The organism is Pseudoalteromonas aquimarina, from assembly GCF_049257255.1.
Classification (GTDB): domain Bacteria; phylum Pseudomonadota; class Gammaproteobacteria; order Enterobacterales; family Alteromonadaceae; genus Pseudoalteromonas.
Genome location: NZ_JBMMUG010000007.1, coordinates 60,544 through 79,933 on the forward strand (window position 1 = coordinate 60,544; position 19,390 = coordinate 79,933).

The following is a 19,390-nucleotide window of genomic DNA, read 5'->3' on the forward strand; positions in this document are numbered from 1 at the left end:
GATTAATTTTTAACACGCCACGGTGGGTTTAAACGGTTTACACCTGCCCAATATAGCTTGATTTTATTGCCTGAAGGGTCAAATAACACTGCTTCTCGCCATAGGTATCGCTCATCAGTTGGTAACTGTGTAAACGTAATACCTTTGGCCTGTAATTCGTCAACCCAGTTATCGAGTTCTGCATGTTCAAAATAAATGGTTGCGCCATTAACAGGGTTTTCTTCAAGTGATAGCGAAAATGTTGAATCGCCCATCGGGCAGGCAAAACGTGCATAATGGGGTGTGTCGACGATAAGTTCAAAACCGAGCGTTTGGTAGAACGTAACTGCATTTTTCATGTGAGCTACTGGTAATGTAACTTGGTTTAAATTCATTTTAATCCTCAAAATATTAAGGCATGCGTTTAAAGCGCATGCCTTAGAGTTATTTATTTGTTTTCATTAACTAAAATAACTTTACGATGCGGGAATGGAATTTCAATATTTGCTTCATCGAGTGCTTTTTTAATTTGCTCTGGCACCGAATACAAAATATCGAAATAATGTTCTCCCTGACAAAAAGGGCGAACTAAAAAATCTACCGAGCTATTGTTTAATGTTTCCACTTCAACAAACGGACTTGGTTCGCTAAGTACATGTGGGTGCGCTGTAAGTACACCTTCAATTACTTTGCGGGCTGCATCAATATTCTCGCTGTAAGCAATACCAAAATGCATATCCACACCGCGAATTGCATGGTGTGAATGATTAATAATTTTGCTGCCCCAAATATCGCTGTTAGGAATGATAATGCGTTGATTATCAAATGTTTGTAGAATGGTGGTGAACATGTCTATTTCAGCAACTTTACCGAATTGGTCGCCCGTTTCGATAAAATCATCAACTTTATACGGTCTAAAAATAAGTAGCATTACGCCTGCTGCTAAATTTGACAGAGTGCCTTGTAATGCTAAGCCAACCGCTAAACCGGCAGCGCCGAGTAAAGCAATGATTGAAGCTGTTTGGACGCCAAAACGGTTGAGTACGGCAATGCCTACAAAGGCTAAGATGGTGTATTTGGCAACACTGCCAAAAAACTTAAATAAGGTGTCATCCAATTGCGCGTGTTTATTGGCAACTTTAATAATGGCTTTATTTACTTTACCTGCAAGCCATACACCGATAATTAAAATGGCGAGCGCCAAAATAAGATTGGTTGCCCAATCAAGTGCAGTGGGCAGATATTGGTTTAAATCGAGTTGAGCTATAAATTCTTCCATGAGACTTTCCTTTTAGTTAAAAAATATACACTAAGCTATCTTATAGAGCTGTTCAAGTGACAAAATAAACACACTGCGTTTTAATTGCGCTAGCGCAGCTAAAATTGATTAATCAATAATTTAGTTAACAATCACTTGCGAAATAGCCAGAACGATCACATAGTTTGAAGTGCACAGTGTTTTGTAGCTGTCATGAAATTAAGGGTGGTTTATGTCTAATATAAAATTAGTGATTCGTTTTCGTTTAGAACCGGGCTGTTTGGGGCCGACGGGCACAGATTATGTTGAAGACTTTTGCCGTTTAATTAATTTAGTTGAGTTTAGTTACCCGTTTGTTGAACTCAATGTGATCCCACGATACGACAAAACACTGCCCGAATGGGAGTATTTACTCAGCGATAAACTGATTAGTGAAAGCCAAGCAGACCGCGTTCTGGAACTACATAACTTTACTATCGAGTCGATGGAAGAAGCGGTTGATGAGTTTATTACTCTGAAAGTCGAGCAGTTTATGACTTCGGTTAAAAAAAATAGCTAACCGTTAAAAATCAATTTCACTTCACATTTTCTTCACATGCCCCTTGCTAGATTGTACTCAACAATCAATAGGAGCATGTTATGTCAATCAAAATTAAACACAGCGTTATTGCAAGTTTACTTGGCCTTTCTTCACTTAACCTAATGGCTGATGAGCAAAAGCATATTTTAATGGTGTTAAGTAGCTATGGCGAAAAGGACGCAGCGGGCGAATTAGTTAAACCAGGCTACGAATTCGATGAAATGAGTAAATCGTATTTAGTATTTAAAGCCGCAGGCGCAAACGTTACTTTTGCATCGCCAAAAGGCGGAAAAGTACTGGCTGATAACTACAACAAAGAAAAATCGTACAATGCGACGTTTTTAAAAGATAGCAGTGCGTTAGAAAAGCTTGAAAGCACAATCAAACTTGAAACCCTCAATCATAACGATTTCGATGCTGTTTATGTGGTGGGCGGTAAAGGCCCTATGTTTGATTTAGCCAGTGATAACAGCGTTAAAAAAATAATAAAGCAAGTGTATGAAAATAATGGCGTGATTGGCGCTGTGTGTCATGGACCTGCTGCGCTTTTAGATATTAAATTATCAAACGGTGAGTACTTGCTAGCAGGTAAACGTGTATCAGCCTTTAGTGATTTAGAAGAGACGGCCTTTACTAAAAAATGGCAAATGCCATTTTCGCTTGCCAATAAATTATCAGAGCAAGGTGCGCTTTATCAACAAGACAGTTTGATGTTCAATCAAGTCAGTTTTGATGGCAATTTGCTGACTGGTCAAAACCCATTTTCAACCACAGACACAGCAATTGCCGTTGTTGAGAAATTAGGTTTAACACTCGACAAACCAATTGAATTTAAAGACGACCGCACGATTAAATTAGCAGAGCAATTTTTTGCAAATAAAACAAAAGCGCTTGCTACATATAATGCCAACAAAGATGACTTTGATACCATGCTGTTAGCGATGCTTGGGGTTTATTTAGGTAAGCATGCGCAAAACCAAATGGAACGCGATACCGCGCTTTCATTAATGGAAGTGACTAAAGATGCCATTAATCACCCGATGCTGGAGCTAGCAATGGCAAATACACTGCTTGCTGAAAATCAGTTTAAAGCTGCACAAACACATCTTGCGGCGGCAAAAGAGAAGTTTCCTGACAGTACAGATATCGCATCCTTATTAAATAAAGTGCAATCGCTTTAATGAAAAAACGGATTTTAATAAAGCAGTTAACGTTTGCACTCATTGCACTAAATAGTGCGATGAGTGCACTAATGCTGATATTCATCACCTTTACCCTTTACCTCATTTACTTTTAAATGCTAGCCTTGTTTTGTCGGCTTAAAAGGAAAATTTAAATTGAAAGAACAACAGCTTAAAGTACTTTTGATTGAAGATAATGTTGCGATTTCCAACAACATCGCCACATTTTTTGACAATCGAGGCGCCGTAATGGACTTTGCTTACGATGGTGAACAAGGCACTTCTTTAGCTCTTGCACATTTTTATGACTGCATTATTTTGGATATTGCACTGCCGAAAAAAGATGGCTTAGCGGTTTGTCAGGAGCTGAGAAGTAAGGCAGAACGCCATATTCCGATTATTATGCTAACGGCGCGCGATACCTTAAGTGATAAAGTAACGGGCTTTGAGTTAGGAGCTGATGATTACCTAACAAAACCGTTTGAATTAGAAGAGCTTTATTTACGCTGTTTGGCGATTACTCAAAGGCATCAATCGCAAACTCAAAGCAAACAATTGCAGCTGGGTAAGGATGAAACTGAGTTAGTGTTAGATTTTGCCAGCAAACGAGTACTGCGGGCAGGCGCTGAAATTCACCTACAGCCGATAGGTTTTGCTATTTTACGCATTTTGATGGAAGCCTATCCAAGAGCGGTATCGCGCTCAGAATTATGCGATAAAATTTGGGGTGATGAGCCAACTGATTCGGATGCGCTTCGCTCGCATTTTTATCAGCTCAGAAAGGTGCTAGATAAGCCATTTGCTAAGCCGATTATCAAGACCATCCACGGTGTTGGGTTTAGTTTAACATTTTAAGAGATTGAGCTTGTGTTTACATTAATTAGAACGCGCATCATTGTATCGTTTATCAGCATTGCACTGTTAGTTAGCACCTTGTTTATAGGCTTAGGTTTTATATTTTCATATGAAGTGGAAGATGGTTTTTTTCGCTTTATTTTAAACAGTGAAAAAGAGCAAGTTGAGTCGCAATTAGCCACAAACCAAACAGTTTCCACCCATTACCCTTTTGTCAGTTATGTTGCATCAATTGATGCGTTACCACAGCCAATTTTTAGTGTGTTAAAAGAAGAGCCAAATCGTACAGAATTTTCTGGTGACGGCGACAAACATTACCATATTAAACCGCTATCTTCCGGTTACTTGGTTGCCGAGGTGAGCGAGCAACTGATTGTGCGCAAAAATAAAGGCGGTATGCTGGGCTTTGCATTATTTTTTGTCACCATCATTTTGCTAATAGTTCTATTGGTGGCGTGGCTATTAGCAAAGCGCATCACTAAACCAATTAAGACGCTCGATCAGCTTATTTCAAATACCGCATCAGACACAATGCCGGTTGGATTTTCAGCACAGTTTAAACAAGATGAAATCGGCGTATTTGCCAAAGCATTAGATAATGCGTTTATGCGTGTTCAGCAGTTTATTGAACGGGAGCAAAATTTTACGCGTGATGCCTCCCATGAATTACGTACACCCATCGCAATTAGTGTAGGTGCAGTTGCGTTACTAAAAGAAACAACGCTTAGCCAAGAGCAACAGGTGCTTTTATCCCGTATTGAAAATGCGCAGCGTGATATGCAGCAATCAGTTTCGGGTTTATTGGCAATGGCCCGAGAGCAAGATTATGAATTAAGCGACATTAAACTATTACCGCTGATTGAGCAGGCTATATTGTTGCATCATAAATTGATTGAAAATAAACCGATTGAGATTGAGATTGAGGTGAATGTTGATTCAACTGCCACAATAAACACGAATCATGATGCATTTAAAATGGTGTTAAGTAATTTGATTAGTAATGCATTTCATCATACCAATGAAGGCACAATTTTTATTGAATATGCCAAGAATCACTTAACAATTCGTGATTCAGGTTGTGGTATTGATAAGCAATTGCTCAACAAGGTGTTTGATGCTGGGGTTAAAAGCGACAGTAGTACCGGCCTTGGCTTTGGCCTTGCGATTGTAAAACGCTTATGCAAACGTTTAGCTATTGATATAACAGTCAGTTCAGATAAACAAGGCACGGTTTTTACCTTAAAATTTGCCAGTGACTAAAGAGCGCGGTAAATAATTAGTATTTCGTTTATGTGTTCCCGTATACTTTGCCAATAAAATTATGCTGTAGGTTATTTATGAATATTTGGGTTGATGCCGACGCGTGTCCGGTTGTGATAAAAGAAATTCTGTTTCGCGCTGCTGAACGTACACAGATTATGACAACGTTTATAGCAAATCATAGCTTTCGCATTCCGCCTTCACGCTTTATCAAGCGCCTGCAAGTAGAAAAGGGCTTTGATGTTGCTGATAATGTGATTGCCCAGCGCGTAGAGCCTGGTGATTTAGTGATTACTCAGGATATCCCTCTTGCCGACGAAGTGATCACCAAGCAAGCTATAGCCCTTACGCCACGCGGTGAGCTGTTAACAGCGAGCAATATTAAGTCGCGTTTAAATATGCGCGATTTTTTTGATACGTTGCGTGCCAGTGGTGTTGAAACCGGTGGCCCAAGTGCACTTTCTAATGCGGATAAAAAAGCATTTGCTGACGAGCTAGATAAAGCCCTTGCAAAAGCGCGCTAATCAATAACACATAAAATCTAATACTTATAAGTAGCAATCATTTGCTAAACCAAGCTAGTCCCACTCTTTGCACTATACTTAGGGAGTTATAACTCTGAGGATGGTGCATCATGTTTTATGGTGTAGATAAAATAAATGCATTTGCACTTGCCATGTTAAACCAGGCCGAGCTGGATGACTTATTGTGGTCAATTGCACAAGGCGTGGGCGAGATTATGTCGTTTGATGATTGTGTGATTTATCTTCGCAATGAAGATAAGTTGGTACAAATGGCAGCTTTTGGCATTAAAAACCCAAAAGATCGCGAGATTTTTGAGCGCATTGAAATCCCTGTAGGACAAGGCATTGTGGGTACGGTTGCTGCAACAGGCGTGGCTGAAATTGTCCCAGATACGCGCTCTGACGCACGTTATATCAATGATCAATTCCAAGGGCTTTCAGAGCTTGCGGTGCCAGTTATTTATGAAGGTAATACGATTGCCGTCATTGATTCGGAATCAAATAAAACTGACGATTATTCAGAATTTGAAATGGCGCTTTTACAGGTGATTGCCAATATTGCCGCACCACGCATTGCCTCAGCGCAATATCGCCTTGAATTACAACAAACGCAATTACGGTTAGAACGAAGCAATAAAGAGCTGCAAGAAAGTTTAGCGCAGTTAGCACATAATCAATCTATGATGATTGAGTCGGAAAAAATGGCCGCACTTGGGGTACTTTCTGCAGGTATTGCCCATGAAATTAACACACCGCTTGGCTTTGCAATTAGTAATATCAATACCATTAACCATGATTATTTGCCTGAGATCACAACGCGTTTGAATACCCTAAAAAACGACCCATCTATAACTGAAGAATTAAAAAACGCGGTATTTGATGATGAGCTTAGCTTTATCTTAAGTGATTTAGACGAGCTTACAGCTGAAACTGTGAAAGGCCTTAATTCAGCCAAGCAAATTATGCTTGATTTAAAACGCTTTTCCCGTGGTGAATCTGATGTACATGAACTTAGCGATATCAATAAAGGAATTCAATCAACGCTTAATATTTTACGCAATGAACTTAAAGACAATTGTAAGGTGCATTTAGCGCTAAACCCTTTACCAGAAACAACGGTGAATATGGGAAAACTTAACCAAGTGTTTATGAATCTGATTTTAAACGCAAAACAGTCGTTAGATTCGAAAGGGGATATTTATATCTCTACTAAAGTTCACGAAAGTAATATTGTGATTACTATCAGGGACACGGGTTGTGGCATTCCAGAGGCTGATTTAAAAGACATATTTACCCCGTTTTATACCACAAAGCCAATCGGTGAGGGCACAGGACTCGGCTTGGCAATTTGCTATCGCATTATTTGTGACGAACATAAAGGTAAACTGACGGTAACATCCAGTGATAAAGGCAGTGAGTTTACGATTTGCATTCCGTTTTCTGATCAGCACCAATTGCAAGCCTAGCCACAGTGTTAATTTAATTCTGCCTTTGTTAGCTTGATTGAGGCACGTCAGTTTTGTGTTTTTTTACCGAGTCATGTTCAGAAAGTAATGCTAAAAAGTCATCTTGGCTACTTGGTTTAGCAAACCAATAACCTTGTATTAATGTACATTCAAAGTCTTTTAGCCATTTCATTTGATCGCTCGTTTCAACACCTTCCGCAATGACTTCTAATTTTAAGCTTTGCCCCATTGCAATAATGGCTTTTGTTAAAGCTTGGTTTTCCTGGTTGTGCTCAATATCACTGACAAAACTTCTGTCTATTTTTAGTTTATTTACTGGGAATTTTTTTAAATAACTGAGTGATGAATACCCAGTACCAAAATCATCAATGGCAATTTTTATACCGCGCTCGGCGAGTTCGTTTAATTGCGCCATGGTTTTTTGATCATTCTCGATAAATACGCTTTCGGTGATTTCTAAAATCAATTTTTCAGCAGGCAAACCGCTTTTCAGAAGGGCATTATCGATACTTTCGATAAAACCATCACGCTGAAATTGAATACTGGAAATATTGATACTGATACTTGGCGCATCACTATATAACGTTTGCCAGTTAGCGGCAGTTTCGCATGCGGTGTTTAATACATATTCACCAATTTCAGCGATGAGCCCTAACTCTTCTGCGAGGTCAATAAAGTGAAAAGGTGACAACAAACCTTTCTCTGGGTGTTGCCAGCGTACAAGGGCTTCAGAGGCATAAATATGATTGTGCTCGGTATCAAAAATAGGCTGATAATGCACGGTAAATTGCTGTTGCTCAATCGCAATACGTAACTCACTTTCCAGTGCGCGGCGCTTAAGGGCTTTTTCATCCATTTCGGCGGTGAAAAACTGAAAGTTATTTTTACCATTTGCTTTGGCTTTATACATTGCGCTATCGGCTTTTCGCATTAGTGTTTCAACATCCTTACCGTCATTTGGGTAACTAGTGATGCCGATACTCGCCGAGACAAACCCTTGTGCGTTTTCGAGCTCGAAAGGTCTGGCTATTGCGCTCTGAATTTTGCGCGCTACTTTATGAATATTAAATTCTTTTTTGTCTGTGGAAATAAGTACCGCAAACTCATCGCCACCTAAACGGGTGATAGTGTCAGATTTTCGTAAGGTAGCGTTTAACCTTTGAGCTGTTTGTTTTAATAATACGTCGCCTTGGGAGTGACCTAAGGTGTCGTTAACATGTTTAAAGCCATCTAAATCAATAAACAGTAGCGTTACAAACGTAGTGTCACGCTCCGCTTTATTAAGTGCTTGTTCAAAACGATCTAAAAATAAGTTTCTATTGGCAAGCCCAGTAAGCGAGTCATAGTTAGCTTGTTGGTATATCTTACTTTCTGCTTTTTTGCGTTTAGTAATATCACTAAACAGCGCAACAAAGGCTTCAATCTCACCATCGTTGTCTCTAAGGGCCGTGATAGACAGCCACTCGTAATAAATTTCGCCATTCTTACGGCGATTACATATTTCACCTTGCCATTGATTGTTTTCATCTAGCTGGTGCTGCATATTTTGATAAAACGATTCATTTTGTAGACCTGAACTTAAAATCTCAGGTGTTTTATTGATGACCTCATGGCTTTCAAAACCAGTTATTTTAGTAAACGCTTCATTCACTGCTTGGATTTTATAATGCTTATCACAAATCATCACCGCTTCGGTGGCAGTTTGGAACACGGTCGAGGTGAGTCGTAGCTGTTTTTCATCTTGTTTTTGTTTGGATATATCATCCAAAATTAACACATAACCACTTTGACTGTTTTGCTTACTGTTTATTGGGTAAAGGTGAACACGTAAAAAAGTGTGGCCTTGGTTAATCGATAACTTGTCTACCCAAGGCTGACGATGCTTAATGGCATTTGTCAGGCGTGTTTGATCGTTTACCAACGTGGGCAATACCTCAAACACATTTTTACTCTTACTAATGTTGGCAAACAGCGTTTTCATGCTGTGGTTGTTTTGATAAAGAATATTACCGTTGTGATCTGTGGTTATAATTGCCGATGGACTTTGCTCTACAATTTGGTTTAGTTCATAGCTGCGTTTTTCTGCGTTTCGTGCAATGCGCAGTAAATACACTAAAAATAATGCAACAGTAACTAGCGCGGTGATACCCGTTAAGTAAACTGCATGCATTTTATTGCTATTTTCTTTAATCGTTTTGAGCTGGGCATCAACCATTTCTTCTAGGTTTTCTTGGTATTGCCATATATCTGTTTGGTACTGACGCTGCTCGGAAATATCTTGGATGATGGAAAATAATAGTGTGTTACCCGACAGCTCTATTGGTGTGGAATAAACCTCCACAGTTTTAACCTCACCGTTTGCGATTTGATGGCGAAAGATAAAATAATTACGTTTTTGAAGCTGCGCGTTTTTACGCTCTTCAGCAACTTGCTCTTTAGTGAAAAGGTTTATTTCTTGAATGGATTTATTTTCGAGTGCGTCAATGGTGTAACCATAAAAATTCGCAGCGGCATTATTGGCTTTGACAATTTCACCGCTTGTTGGGTCGATTAATAACATCACCGCGGTATGGTCTTCAAAAATTTCACCAAATTCGCTATTTGCAGATAAACAAAAAGGTAAAAACAACAAAAAATAGACAACTAATGGCATGACACACTATTTTGAAGCTAAAGTAGGTACATTATTCAACTATAGCCGTGATTATTGCAAGAAGTTGCTTAAATTTTTACAGGGTTAAGGGTTAGCAAATCTATTGCTAGCGTTAAGTAAATGGGTGAAAGAGTGCTGTGTATGACGAAAAGTTGCCATACACAGCATAAGGTTTAAGTTAACAAGGTTTTAATTTCTTCAAAAATAGTTGGGTCATCAATGGTTGAAGGAATATTGAGAGTTTCGCCATCAACTAACTGACGTAAGTTTTTGCGCAAAATTTTCCCCGAACGTGTTTTTGGTAACCGCTCGACACAAAGAATATGTTTTAGGCAGGCAATCGCGCCAATTTTGCCTCGAATTGTGCCGATAATTTCTTGCTCAATTTCGCTAGAAGAGATTGCTTCGCCGTCTTTTAGTACAATCATAGCCATTGGCACTTGGCCTTTTAATGGGTCATTCACTCCAAATACAGCGCATTCGGCAACAGCGGGATGTGCGGCAACAATTTCTTCCATTTCACCAGTTGAAAGACGATGTCCTGCAACATTAATAACATCATCAGTGCGGCCCATAATGAACAAATAACCGTCTTCATCGAGGTAGCCACCATCGCCTGTTAAATAATAACCTTCATATTGGCTTAAGTAGCCTTCAGCATAACGCGCATCGTTTTGCCAAATAGTCGGTAAACACCCCGGAGGTAAAGGCAATTTTATAACTACCGCGCCACTTTCATTAGGCGCACATTGATTGCCATCCATATCTAAAATTTGCACATCAAAGCCAGGAGTGGCCACAGTTGCACTGCCTACTTTGGTTGGTAAAGATTCAATGCCAATCGGGTTACAGGCAATTGCCCAACCCGTTTCGGTTTGCCACCAGTGATCAAGCACTGGTAAGCCTGTTTTTTCTTGCAGCCAGTGATATGTCGGTGGGTCCAAGCGTTCGCCTGCTAAAAACAAGCGTTTAAGGCTACTGGTATCGTATTGCTTAAAGCCATTGGCCTCAGGATCTTCTTTTTTGATGGCACGAAATGCCGTTGGGGCGGTAAAAAGGGCGCTAACTTTATGTTCTTCAACAACACGCCAAAATGCACTGGCGTCTGGCGTGCGAATGGGTTTTCCTTCGTAAAGCACAGTTGCACAGCGATAAATAAGCGGCGCATAAACAATATATGAATGGCCAACGACCCAGCCAATATCAGATGCTGCCCAAAACACTTCACCGGGTTTCATGCCATACACAGTTTCCATACTGTAATGCATCGCCACTGCATGGCCACCGTTTTCTCTTACAACACCTTTAGGCGTACCTGTGGTGCCAGAGGTGTAAAGAATATACAAAGGATCTTCCGCACGAACTGGAGTTGGTGCAACGGGATTTGCCTCTTTTTCAACTAAAAACCAATCAAGATCTCGTGGTGAGTGCATTGGCGCAAGTGCTTGCTCGCGCTGCAATATGACGGTATTTGTAACTTGGTGCGTTGCCAATTCTATGGCTTCATCAAGCATGGGTTTGTAAGGAATGACTCTGTCTATTTCGATGCCGCAAGAGGCACTTAAGATTACTTTTGGTTTTGCATCATCAATTCTGACTGCTAATTCATGTGCGGCAAAACCGCCAAATACAACAGAATGAATGGCACCTAGCCTTGCACAGGCAAGCATTCCAATCACAGCTTCTGGGATCATTGGCATGTAAATTACAACGCGATCGCCTTTTTCAACGCCTAAATCGGCCAATACGCCAGCGAAACGTGCCACTTTTTGGTGAAGCTCGAAATAGCTAAATGATTGTTTGGTATTGGTAACTGGTGAGTCGTAAATAAGTGCGGTTTCATCAGCAAAACCGTTTTCAATATGCTGGTCAAGTGCAAGGTAGCAGGTGTTGAGTTCACCGCCGGCAAACCAATGATAGCGGCCATTTTCATCTTGTTGGTATGCCGATGATGGCGTTTTAAACCAAGGAATTCGCTTGCTTTGTGCTAGCCAAAATTCACACGGTTCCTGTTTGAATGCTGCATAAGCGTCGTTGTAATTGCCCGTCATATCAGGCTCCTAACTGTTTTTGTGAGAGACCTTACTAAAGGTAGGTTAATTTTAACATGAACAAAATTCGACCTTTGTCTGTTATCACCTTTGTCTGTTATATAAGTAACGACACTTATTTAAAAGATATACGCTATGGTTATCAAAAACTTGGCAAAGATATGATTTGTGTAATAATCAAACGCATTGAAATACATAAGAAAATCAAATATGAAACGGATTTCGCTAATACTCTTATTGCTGCTTTTAGTTGGCTGTCAGCAATTTAAAAAGGCTAAAGAGCAGGCCGCTTTACTGACGTCAATTGCCGAAATATCGGGGACGGTAAATACAAAACTTACAGGTTCTTCTGATAATGTGAATTTGGTTGCAGCGGTGCTCATTAGAAACGGCGATGAATTTAAGGTCGAAAATCAAAAGACATTGGGTTCTAGTAATCAATTTCAGTTTTACTTAAAACCCGGTACTTACTATTTTGCTGTCTATCAAGATGATAACCACAATTTAGTTTACGATGAAGGTGAGCGCGCTATTGGTCATGTCGACGACTTTGGTACTTGGCAGCCAATCGTGTTAAACGAGAAAGAAAAGAAGCACCTTACCTCACTGCGTTTCTCAACCCCACGAAACAAAAAACGTTTAGTAAAATACAATGACAATCAATTCATAAATCGTTTAGGCAAAGTAGTTAACTTAGCCGCCTCAGATTTTGATATTGAAAACGTGGATTTGGGATTTTGGCATCCCATTGATTTTGTCAGCCAAGTCGATTCCGGTCTTTTTATGTTAAGCCCCTATCAAGAAAATAAAGAGCCATTAATTTTAATTCACGGCATTAAAGGTAATCCGCGCGAGTTTTCAGCCGTTATTGAAGCGTTTAAAAACAGTCAATATCAAATCTGGGTGCTGTATTACCCAAGTGGAGTTGGGCTTGGTATTGTGCGTGATTATTTAGTTGAAGGCGTAGATATTTTGCAAAAACGTCACGGTTTTGCACGTGTTTCCGTGTTAGCCCATAGTATGGGTGGATTAATCGCAAGAGGCTATTTATTAAAACATCAAGAGATAAAAAGTAATTACCATATAAATCAGTTTGCCACGGTGAATAGCCCATTACTGGGCATGGAGAGTGCTGAAAAAGGCGTTAAAAATTCACCGATTGTGATTAATTCTTGGTACGACGTGGCATCTAATAGTGATTATGTAAAGACACTTAATGCACATACGTTGTCAGATGCAATTAACTACTCCTTGGTGTTTTCATATAAAAGTGGATACAGCGGTGATGGCGTAGTGTCATTGGCAAGTCAAATACCCACTAATATTCAGAATGAAGCGAGCTCGATTAGAGGTTTTGAGGCGACTCATGCCGGTATTTTGCAGCAAAATGAGTTTGTTCAATTTATTAAGCGACAATTTAACGTACCTGAAAAACGTTAATTTACGACATCATAAAACGTATACAATGCATAAACATGCTTTTAACGTGCCGTTAAAGTTTACAATTTGAACTAAAAATAATCGGATATTAGTCTAAATTACAGTTTCTTACGTTTTAGCATTGCTTCTTAGGCGCAGTTTTTTTATAGTTTCGCCTCATTTTCAAACAACATGGACGCACTTCACATGAAAATGGTGCTCTCTCATTTCAATTATTGGTGTAAAGCAAAGGATGATGCCCAGCTGACTAATACTGCTATTGAAATGTTAGATTCTTCAAGTAAAAGCCCTCAGTTAGAGTGGGTACCTGCAATGCAGCGCCGTCGTTTAAGCCATTATGCAAAAATGGCGTTATTTGTTGCGGCAAAAAGTGCAAATGCATATGAAGAAGAAATGCTTCCTGTTGTTTATGCTTCTCAGCACGGTGACTTTCATCGTACTTCCAGTATTTTAAAAGACTTGGCCGAAGGCGAAGTGATTAGTCCTACATCATTTGGTTTATCTGTGCATAATGCCGTTATTGGTCTTTATTCTATTTTGACCAAAAACCAACAACCAATGAACAGTATTGCGGCAGGTGAGAACACCTTATTAATGGCGTTGATTGAAGCCTATGTACAGCTTGATAACCCCACCGTTGATAAAGTATTAGTTGTGTATTGTGACCAACCACTGCCAACGGACTACGTACAATTTGACGAAAAAGACAGTGTTGATTTAGCGTGTGCATTTGTGGTGTCTAAACAGGCTGAAAACGGCATAAGTCTGACGTTATCACCTATTGAAGAGAAAAATAATAGCGCTTTACAAGCGAAACAACTGGTTGAGTTTCTAGCCACAAAACATGCAGGTGACAGTGTGGTATTAGGTTGTCAAAGTGCTTGGCAAATTACCATTGATGAGGTTAGACATTGTTAACAAAACTAGGACGGTTTTGGCGAATTTTAGCAACCGGATTTTGCTTTTCTGTATTTGGGGTAGGTGGCTTGTTGGTGCCGCTTTTGGTGTTACCTATCCAATATGTGATTTATCGCGATAAACAAACGCGCCGAAAAGCGGCGCGCTACACCGTACATTTATTGTTTAAATTCTTTGTCGGCTTAATGGGCTTTTTGGGCATATTCAAATTTTCCATCGCTGATAATGAAAAGTTTGCCAAACTACAAGGCAAACTGGTGTTAGCCAATCACCCAACTTTGATTGATGTTGTGGTATTAATTTCGCTTATTCCAAACGCGGACTGTGTTGTTAAAGCACATTTATTTAGTAACCCATTTATGCGAGGTGTGATAAAATCCACCGGTTATATCAGCAATGATTGTCCTGATGGGTTATTAACAGATTGTGCGGCTTCGCTTGCCAGTGGTAATAACTTAATTGTGTTTCCTGAAGGGACACGCACAACACCTGGGCAAGCACTAAAATTTAAACGCGGTGCGGCCAATATTGCGCTGCGCTGTCATGCTGAAATTGTGTCTGTGTTAATTCATGTATCACCTTCAACATTAACAAAGTCTGAAATGTGGTATGAGGTTGCGCCGACACAAGCAAAATTTGATTTAGCAATGACCAGACAACAATTGCAATTACCAGCCGTTGATACAGCAAAGTTAGCACAACAGGCACGAAGTTTTACCCGCGATATGCAGGCATTTTTTCAAGGAGAACTGGATACTTATGAGTGATTTAAAAACTAAAATCAAAAAACTCATTATTGAATCATTAGATTTAGAAGACATTACAATTGATGATATTGAAGACAGCGAACCACTTTTTATTGATGGTTTAGGTTTAGATAGCATTGATGCGCTAGAACTTGGTCTAGCAATCAAAAAAGAGTTTGATATCAAAATCGATGCAAACTCAGAAGAAACAAAGCAGCACTTTGCGTCAGTAGATGCATTAGCTGCATTTATTGAACAAAACGCATAACAGCGGGTAAGTTATGAAAACACAACAAGAAATCTTCGCAGTATTAACTGATATCTTGGTGGAAGAATTTGAAATTGATCAGGATGATATCTCTTTAGAAGCCAATCTTTATCAAGATCTTGATCTGGACAGTATTGATGCTGTTGATTTAGTAGTAAAACTACGTGAAATCACGGGCAAGAAAATCGATCCAGAGGCGTTCAAGCAAGTTCGCACAGTGGAAGATGTAGTAAACGAAGTTAGTAAACTCGTTACTGAATAATTCCAATGACAAAAGCAATACTGAATACGCTTTTTATAAGCTTATTGCTTGCCTACCCAGTACTTATTTACTTTGGGTTGCAGCACTTTAGTTTGTCCAGTATTGCCCCTTTGCTGTTAATTGCCATTATTGGTCGTTACCTTTTTAGTAAATCGGCCAGTAACACCATGCCATGGCTATTGCCTGCAACCTTATTGGGTAGTGTGTGTGTGTTACTTGCATGGCTACTCAATAACAGCAAAATCACGCTTTTTTATCCGGTACTGATTTCTGCCACTATGCTGGTCACTTTTGCCTATTCATTAGTCAAAGGGCCAAGTGTTATTGAAAGTTTTGCTCTGTTAGATGAAAAGCGAAAAGCTAAAGATAAAGAAAACGTCACCTTACCATCGCATGTTGTCGCCTATACGCGCAATGTAACAAAAGTATGGTGTGGCTTTTTTAGTATCAATATCATTATCGCCACTTACACTATTTTGAGTGACGATATTGCGCTTTGGACCCTTTATAATGGGCTTGTTGCGTATATTTTAATGGGATTATTGATGGCAGGTGAGTTAATTGTTCGCCACTTTGCCAAAAAGCGCCATGGATTGCAGTCTTAATTTTTATGCCTACCGATAACGCATTTTTGAAAGAGCATCAGTTACTCGCATCTCAAGTAAGCAGACTAAGTGCGGCACTAAAGCACCATAAACACACTTTTGGTGGCAATAGCTTAGTGCTTTACCATGCATCAAGCGAGGAGTTTTTAATCCGCTTGTTGGCAGCAGCTCATGCTGGGTTTGATATTATTTTTCCTGCAAATGGACAAGTTGAGAACATTGAAACTGCGAGCCTTCTCGCGGATTATGTTTTTGTTGATAGTTTTACTGGCAGCAAACAATTAAGCAAAGACATGTTAGTGTTGGATGTTGTAGACAACGCACATTCTGCGATTGAGCACATCACATTACCGCAAACAGGAAAGCTAACCTTTTATACATCTGGTTCTACTGGTTATGGCAAGCCAATTGAAAAACACTGGCAACATATCAACGCGGAATTAACAAATTTAAAGCACACCTTTAGTTTTGATAAGCCTTGCCAAATTATTGCAACCGTATCGCATCAACACATCTATGGTTTGTTGTTTAAGTTGCTTTGGCCAGTGTTAGCAGGCTATAAAACGGAATTTACCTTTGTTGAATTTCCTGAGCAATTACATGCACTGGTTGAAAAACAAAACTCAGTGATTATTACTAGCCCAGCCTTTATCGATAGGCTAATTCGAGACAATGTACTAATTAATAGCAAAGCAAACATTCTTGGGATTTTTTCCTCGGGCGGGCCGTTATCAAATGAAAGTGCAATTACGCTTTATAAACAGCTAGCTATTGGCGCAACGCAAATCTACGGTAGCACTGAAACCGGAGGGATTGCTTATCGCCAAGTCATCGATAATAAGCTTACACCTTGGCAGTGCTTTAATGGCATCACGGTTGCCAATTATCAGCAGCAACTAGCAGTTCGTTCACCGTATTTTGATGATGATGTGTTTATTACCCAAGATATTGCAGAGGTGCTCGATGATGGCCAGTTTATATTGTCAGGGCGATTAGATCGCACCATTAAACTCGAAGAAAAACGGGTTAATCTTGATGCGTTAGAGCGCACATTATGCAGTGATAACTTTATTAAGCATTGCAAAGTGATTTTATTAAAGAGTGGAAAGCGCCAACAATTAGGACTAGTGGCAGCATTAAGTGAAGATGGCTTTAGCGAATTGGATAAAAACGGTAAACTGGCACTCAATAAACACATAAAACGGGTTTTATCCGGGCGTTTTGAGGCGGTGTGCATGCCGCGAAAGTTCCGTTACCTAAAAGAATTACCGGTAAACAGCCAAGGCAAATTGGTGTTTGCCGATTTGGAGAAATTGTTTGACTAAGTTGAAAGAGTCATTGCCTGAAGTACGAGCAATCGATACACAAGACGACAGTGTTAAATTAACTTTATGGGTGGATCGCGCCCTAGATTACTTTAATGGTCACTTCCCTGAAGCACCAATCTTAGCGGGTGTGGTGCAATTAGATTGGGCGGTGAAATATGCTATTGAACATTTTTCGTTAAGCTCTCATTTAGTTGAAAATGTTGAAGTATTAAAGTTTCAGGTGGTGATTGTGGCAAACTCCCTGGTTGAACTTACTTTGACGAAAAAAAGCGACAATAAATTTACCTTTAGTTTTCACTCAGATCATGGTCAACATTCGTCTGGCCGTGTTGTTCTTCATAGTTAATAGTTATGCGCGCCTGTATTGTTATTCCTAACTATAATCACGTTGCTGTCATTGAAGATGTGCTAGCAGAATTAAGCGGCCTGGCGCTGCCGATTATTATGGTAAATGATGGCTCATCAATAGAGGCATCAAAGGTGATGCGAGAGTGTGAAAAGAAATTTGAATTACTCACTTTAATTGAGCATCAACACAATCAAGGCAAAGGTGGCGCGGTACAAACAGGTTTACTTAGCGCAGATAAACTTGGTTTCACCCATGCAATTCAAGTGGATGCGGATGGCCAGCACGATTTAAACGACATTCAAACCTTAATAAATCTTGGTAAAGCCAACCCAACAAGCGTAATTAGTGGCCGCCCTGTTTATGACGAATCAGTGCCCAAAGTGCGCTTATATAGCCGTTATATCACGCACTTTTGGGTATGGATTGAAACTTTGTCGTTTAGCATTAAAGACTCGATGTGTGGTTTTCGTTGCTACCCAGTGGCAGCAACAGCAGCGCTTTTACGTGATAAGCGTTTAGGCAAGCGCATGGACTTCGATATTGAAATTATGGTGCGTTTGTATTGGCGAGGTGTAAACAGTATTTTTATGCCTACTAAAGTGATCTACCCAGAAGGTGGCAGTTCACACTTTCGCGCCCTTGAAGATAATGTGTTAATCAGTTGGATGCATACCCGTTTATTTTTCGGCATGTTAGTGCGTATGCCTAAGCTTTTGTGGAGAAAGTTTAGTGGCTAAGCATTGGTCAACAATGCAAGAGCGCGGCACCTTACTTGGTATGCGTATTTTGCTCGGCTTTTACCGCTTGGTTGGACGCAAGGTGTTATGGCTAATGCTATTTCCTGTGGTGTTTTATTTTTACTGCACCGGTAAAACGCAACGAAAAGCCAGCATTGCTTTTTTAAACCAAGTTGAAAGCTACAAAGGGCAACCTATTCGCGCTGGTTTTTGGCAAGGACTAACACATTTTTGTAAATTTGCTGATTCGGCTTTTGATAAAATAGATGCATGGCTTGGGCGTATTTCAATCGATGCAATTACATACCAAAACCACCAAGAGTTCACCAAACTACAGCAAAGCAAGCAAGGCGCAATTTTTATCGGCTCTCACTTAGGCAACCTTGAAGTATGTCGAGCGCTAAGCCAAGGGCGTTATGCGGTAACCATAAATGTATTAGTGTTTACTCATCATGCAGTTGAATTTAATAAAGTGCTTAAGCAAATAAATAATGATGCGCAAGTAAATCTGATTCAAGTGACTGATATGAGTCCCACACTGGCTATTTTGCTTAAACAAAAAATAGAGCAAGGTGAAGTTATCGTAATCGTTGGCGATCGCACTAGCTCATCGGTAGCAGGAAGAGTAAACTATTGTAATTTCTTGGGTAAACCCGCGCCTTTCTCACAAGGGCCATTTATTTTGGCGAGTTTGTTAGAGTGCCCAGTTTATTATTTATTTTGTTTAAAAACGGATAACCAGTATCAGGTTATTTTTGAAAAAGTTGCGGATAAATTAAAGTTTAACCGTAAAACCAGACAACAGGATTTACAAACAACCATTCAGCATTTTTCCGATAGGTTGGGGCATTTTGCCAGTGAATATCCTTATCAATGGTTTAATTTTTATGATTTTTGGACTGATGATAAACAAGTCAGTCGTGATTAGGT

General features: G+C 39.8%; 20 protein-coding genes. 16 read left to right on the top strand and 4 right to left on the bottom strand.

All coding sequences use genetic code 11. The features are described from left to right. Nucleotides 1-2: 2 nt before the first annotated feature. Both AAEU29_RS17050 and AAEU29_RS17055 read right to left on the bottom strand, forming a co-directional pair. The gene (locus AAEU29_RS17050; protein ID WP_421974430.1) at nt 3-374 is read right to left on the bottom strand and encodes a VOC family protein; all 372 of its coding nucleotides are present in this window, start codon (nt 372-374) and stop codon (nt 3-5) included. Nucleotides 375-427: 53 nt separating this feature from the next. Further along, the gene (locus tag AAEU29_RS17055) at nt 428-1,258 is read right to left on the bottom strand and encodes a mechanosensitive ion channel family protein (RefSeq protein ID WP_274761414.1); all 831 of its coding nucleotides are present in this window, start codon (nt 1,256-1,258) and stop codon (nt 428-430) included. Between the two features lie 211 nt (nt 1,259-1,469). On the opposite strand from AAEU29_RS17055, the gene AAEU29_RS17060 reads away from it, so the two are divergent. The 6 genes from AAEU29_RS17060 (at nt 1,470) to AAEU29_RS17085 (ending at nt 7,103) form a co-directional block, all read left to right on the top strand. Further along, nucleotides 1,470-1,796 carry a hypothetical protein gene (locus tag AAEU29_RS17060; RefSeq protein WP_421974431.1) on the top strand — a complete coding sequence of 109 codons (327 nt, stop codon included), beginning with the start codon at nt 1,470-1,472 and terminating at the stop codon, nt 1,794-1,796. 80 nt (nt 1,797-1,876) lie between these two features. Beyond that, nucleotides 1,877-2,998 carry a type 1 glutamine amidotransferase domain-containing protein gene (locus AAEU29_RS17065; RefSeq protein ID WP_421974432.1) on the top strand — a complete coding sequence of 374 codons (1,122 nt, stop codon included), beginning with the start codon at nt 1,877-1,879 and terminating at the stop codon, nt 2,996-2,998. Nucleotides 2,999-3,154: 156 nt separating this feature from the next. Beyond that, on the top strand, nt 3,155-3,853 hold the full coding sequence (locus AAEU29_RS17070; protein ID WP_421974433.1) for a response regulator transcription factor: 699 nt from the start codon (nt 3,155-3,157) through the stop codon (nt 3,851-3,853). A 12-nt stretch (nt 3,854-3,865) separates the two neighbouring features. Further along, on the top strand, nt 3,866-5,113 hold the full coding sequence (locus AAEU29_RS17075) for a sensor histidine kinase (RefSeq protein ID WP_421974434.1): 1,248 nt from the start codon (nt 3,866-3,868) through the stop codon (nt 5,111-5,113). 77 nt (nt 5,114-5,190) lie between these two features. Beyond that, complete coding sequence (locus AAEU29_RS17080) at nt 5,191-5,637, top strand: YaiI/YqxD family protein (RefSeq protein WP_421974435.1); 447 nt, start codon at nt 5,191-5,193, stop codon at nt 5,635-5,637. 110 nt (nt 5,638-5,747) lie between these two features. Next, nucleotides 5,748-7,103 (top strand): sensor histidine kinase, encoded by a 1,356-nt coding sequence (locus AAEU29_RS17085; protein WP_421974436.1) that lies wholly within the window; start codon nt 5,748-5,750, stop codon nt 7,101-7,103. Between the two features lie 28 nt (nt 7,104-7,131). Here AAEU29_RS17085 and AAEU29_RS17090 read toward each other — a convergent pair whose 3' ends face one another. Together AAEU29_RS17090 and AAEU29_RS17095 are read right to left on the bottom strand one after the other, a co-directional pair. Then, nucleotides 7,132-9,756, bottom strand: coding sequence for an EAL domain-containing protein (locus tag AAEU29_RS17090; protein ID WP_421974437.1), 2,625 nt, complete (start codon nt 9,754-9,756; stop codon nt 7,132-7,134). Nucleotides 9,757-9,929: 173 nt separating this feature from the next. Next, nucleotides 9,930-11,807, bottom strand: a complete 1,878-nt coding sequence (locus tag AAEU29_RS17095) for a propionyl-CoA synthetase (RefSeq protein ID WP_421974438.1) — start codon at nt 11,805-11,807, stop codon at nt 9,930-9,932. A 210-nt stretch (nt 11,808-12,017) separates the two neighbouring features. On the opposite strand from AAEU29_RS17095, the gene AAEU29_RS17100 reads away from it, so the two are divergent. The 10 genes from AAEU29_RS17100 (at nt 12,018) to AAEU29_RS17145 (ending at nt 19,388) form a co-directional block, all read left to right on the top strand. Continuing rightward, on the top strand, nt 12,018-13,247 hold the full coding sequence (locus AAEU29_RS17100; protein ID WP_421974439.1) for a lipase family alpha/beta hydrolase: 1,230 nt from the start codon (nt 12,018-12,020) through the stop codon (nt 13,245-13,247). 186 nt (nt 13,248-13,433) lie between these two features. Further along, nucleotides 13,434-14,165, top strand: coding sequence for a beta-ketoacyl synthase chain length factor (locus AAEU29_RS17105; protein WP_421974440.1), 732 nt, complete (start codon nt 13,434-13,436; stop codon nt 14,163-14,165). Continuing rightward, nucleotides 14,159-14,932 carry a lysophospholipid acyltransferase family protein gene (locus AAEU29_RS17110; RefSeq protein ID WP_421974441.1) on the top strand — a complete coding sequence of 258 codons (774 nt, stop codon included), beginning with the start codon at nt 14,159-14,161 and terminating at the stop codon, nt 14,930-14,932. The genes AAEU29_RS17105 and AAEU29_RS17110 overlap by 7 nt, the downstream gene beginning before the upstream one ends. Continuing rightward, entirely contained in the window at nt 14,925-15,179 is a 255-nt protein-coding gene (locus tag AAEU29_RS17115) for a phosphopantetheine-binding protein (RefSeq protein WP_274761399.1), read from the top strand. The genes AAEU29_RS17110 and AAEU29_RS17115 overlap by 8 nt, the downstream gene beginning before the upstream one ends. A gap of 13 nt (nt 15,180-15,192) precedes the next feature. Next, entirely contained in the window at nt 15,193-15,441 is a 249-nt protein-coding gene (locus AAEU29_RS17120) for an acyl carrier protein (protein ID WP_274761398.1), read from the top strand. Nucleotides 15,442-15,446: 5 nt separating this feature from the next. Further along, a complete protein-coding gene (locus AAEU29_RS17125) occupies nt 15,447-16,046 on the top strand; it encodes a COG4648 family protein (protein ID WP_421974442.1) in 600 nt (199 codons plus the stop codon). Nucleotides 16,047-16,051: 5 nt separating this feature from the next. Then, nucleotides 16,052-17,371: an AMP-binding protein gene (locus AAEU29_RS17130; RefSeq protein WP_421974443.1), complete on the top strand. Its 1,320-nt coding sequence runs from the start codon at nt 16,052-16,054 to the stop codon at nt 17,369-17,371. Further along, nucleotides 17,364-17,720: an ApeI family dehydratase gene (locus AAEU29_RS17135; RefSeq protein WP_421974444.1), complete on the top strand. Its 357-nt coding sequence runs from the start codon at nt 17,364-17,366 to the stop codon at nt 17,718-17,720. The genes AAEU29_RS17130 and AAEU29_RS17135 overlap by 8 nt, the downstream gene beginning before the upstream one ends. Before the next feature lie 5 nt (nt 17,721-17,725). Beyond that, nucleotides 17,726-18,460, top strand: a complete 735-nt coding sequence (locus tag AAEU29_RS17140; RefSeq protein ID WP_421974445.1) for a glycosyltransferase family 2 protein — start codon at nt 17,726-17,728, stop codon at nt 18,458-18,460. 13 nt (nt 18,461-18,473) lie between these two features. Continuing rightward, nucleotides 18,474-19,388, top strand: a complete 915-nt coding sequence (locus tag AAEU29_RS17145) for a lysophospholipid acyltransferase family protein (protein ID WP_421974617.1) — start codon at nt 18,474-18,476, stop codon at nt 19,386-19,388. Nucleotides 19,389-19,390: the final 2 nt, after the last annotated feature.

Excerpts from the sequence above, each read along its gene's own strand:
- AAEU29_RS17050 (WP_421974430.1), bottom strand. The coding sequence starts at position 374 with ATGAATTTAAACCAAGTTACATTACCAGTAGCTCACATGAAAAATGCA.
- AAEU29_RS17055 (WP_274761414.1), bottom strand. The coding sequence starts at position 1,258 with ATGGAAGAATTTATAGCTCAACTCGATTTAAACCAATATCTGCCCACT.
- AAEU29_RS17060 (WP_421974431.1), top strand. The coding sequence starts at position 1,470 with ATGTCTAATATAAAATTAGTGATTCGTTTTCGTTTAGAACCGGGCTGT.
- AAEU29_RS17065 (WP_421974432.1), top strand. The coding sequence starts at position 1,877 with ATGTCAATCAAAATTAAACACAGCGTTATTGCAAGTTTACTTGGCCTT.
- AAEU29_RS17080 (WP_421974435.1), top strand. The coding sequence starts at position 5,191 with ATGAATATTTGGGTTGATGCCGACGCGTGTCCGGTTGTGATAAAAGAA.
- AAEU29_RS17085 (WP_421974436.1), top strand. The coding sequence starts at position 5,748 with ATGTTTTATGGTGTAGATAAAATAAATGCATTTGCACTTGCCATGTTA.
- AAEU29_RS17090 (WP_421974437.1), bottom strand. The coding sequence starts at position 9,756 with ATGCCATTAGTTGTCTATTTTTTGTTGTTTTTACCTTTTTGTTTATCT.
- AAEU29_RS17095 (WP_421974438.1), bottom strand. The coding sequence starts at position 11,807 with ATGACGGGCAATTACAACGACGCTTATGCAGCATTCAAACAGGAACCG.
- AAEU29_RS17100 (WP_421974439.1), top strand. The coding sequence starts at position 12,018 with ATGAAACGGATTTCGCTAATACTCTTATTGCTGCTTTTAGTTGGCTGT.
- AAEU29_RS17105 (WP_421974440.1), top strand. The coding sequence starts at position 13,434 with ATGAAAATGGTGCTCTCTCATTTCAATTATTGGTGTAAAGCAAAGGAT.
- AAEU29_RS17115 (WP_274761399.1), top strand. The coding sequence starts at position 14,925 with ATGAGTGATTTAAAAACTAAAATCAAAAAACTCATTATTGAATCATTA.
- AAEU29_RS17120 (WP_274761398.1), top strand. The coding sequence starts at position 15,193 with ATGAAAACACAACAAGAAATCTTCGCAGTATTAACTGATATCTTGGTG.
- AAEU29_RS17125 (WP_421974442.1), top strand. The coding sequence starts at position 15,447 with ATGACAAAAGCAATACTGAATACGCTTTTTATAAGCTTATTGCTTGCC.
- AAEU29_RS17130 (WP_421974443.1), top strand. The coding sequence starts at position 16,052 with ATGCCTACCGATAACGCATTTTTGAAAGAGCATCAGTTACTCGCATCT.
- AAEU29_RS17140 (WP_421974445.1), top strand. The coding sequence starts at position 17,726 with ATGCGCGCCTGTATTGTTATTCCTAACTATAATCACGTTGCTGTCATT.
- AAEU29_RS17145 (WP_421974617.1), top strand. The coding sequence starts at position 18,474 with ATGCAAGAGCGCGGCACCTTACTTGGTATGCGTATTTTGCTCGGCTTT.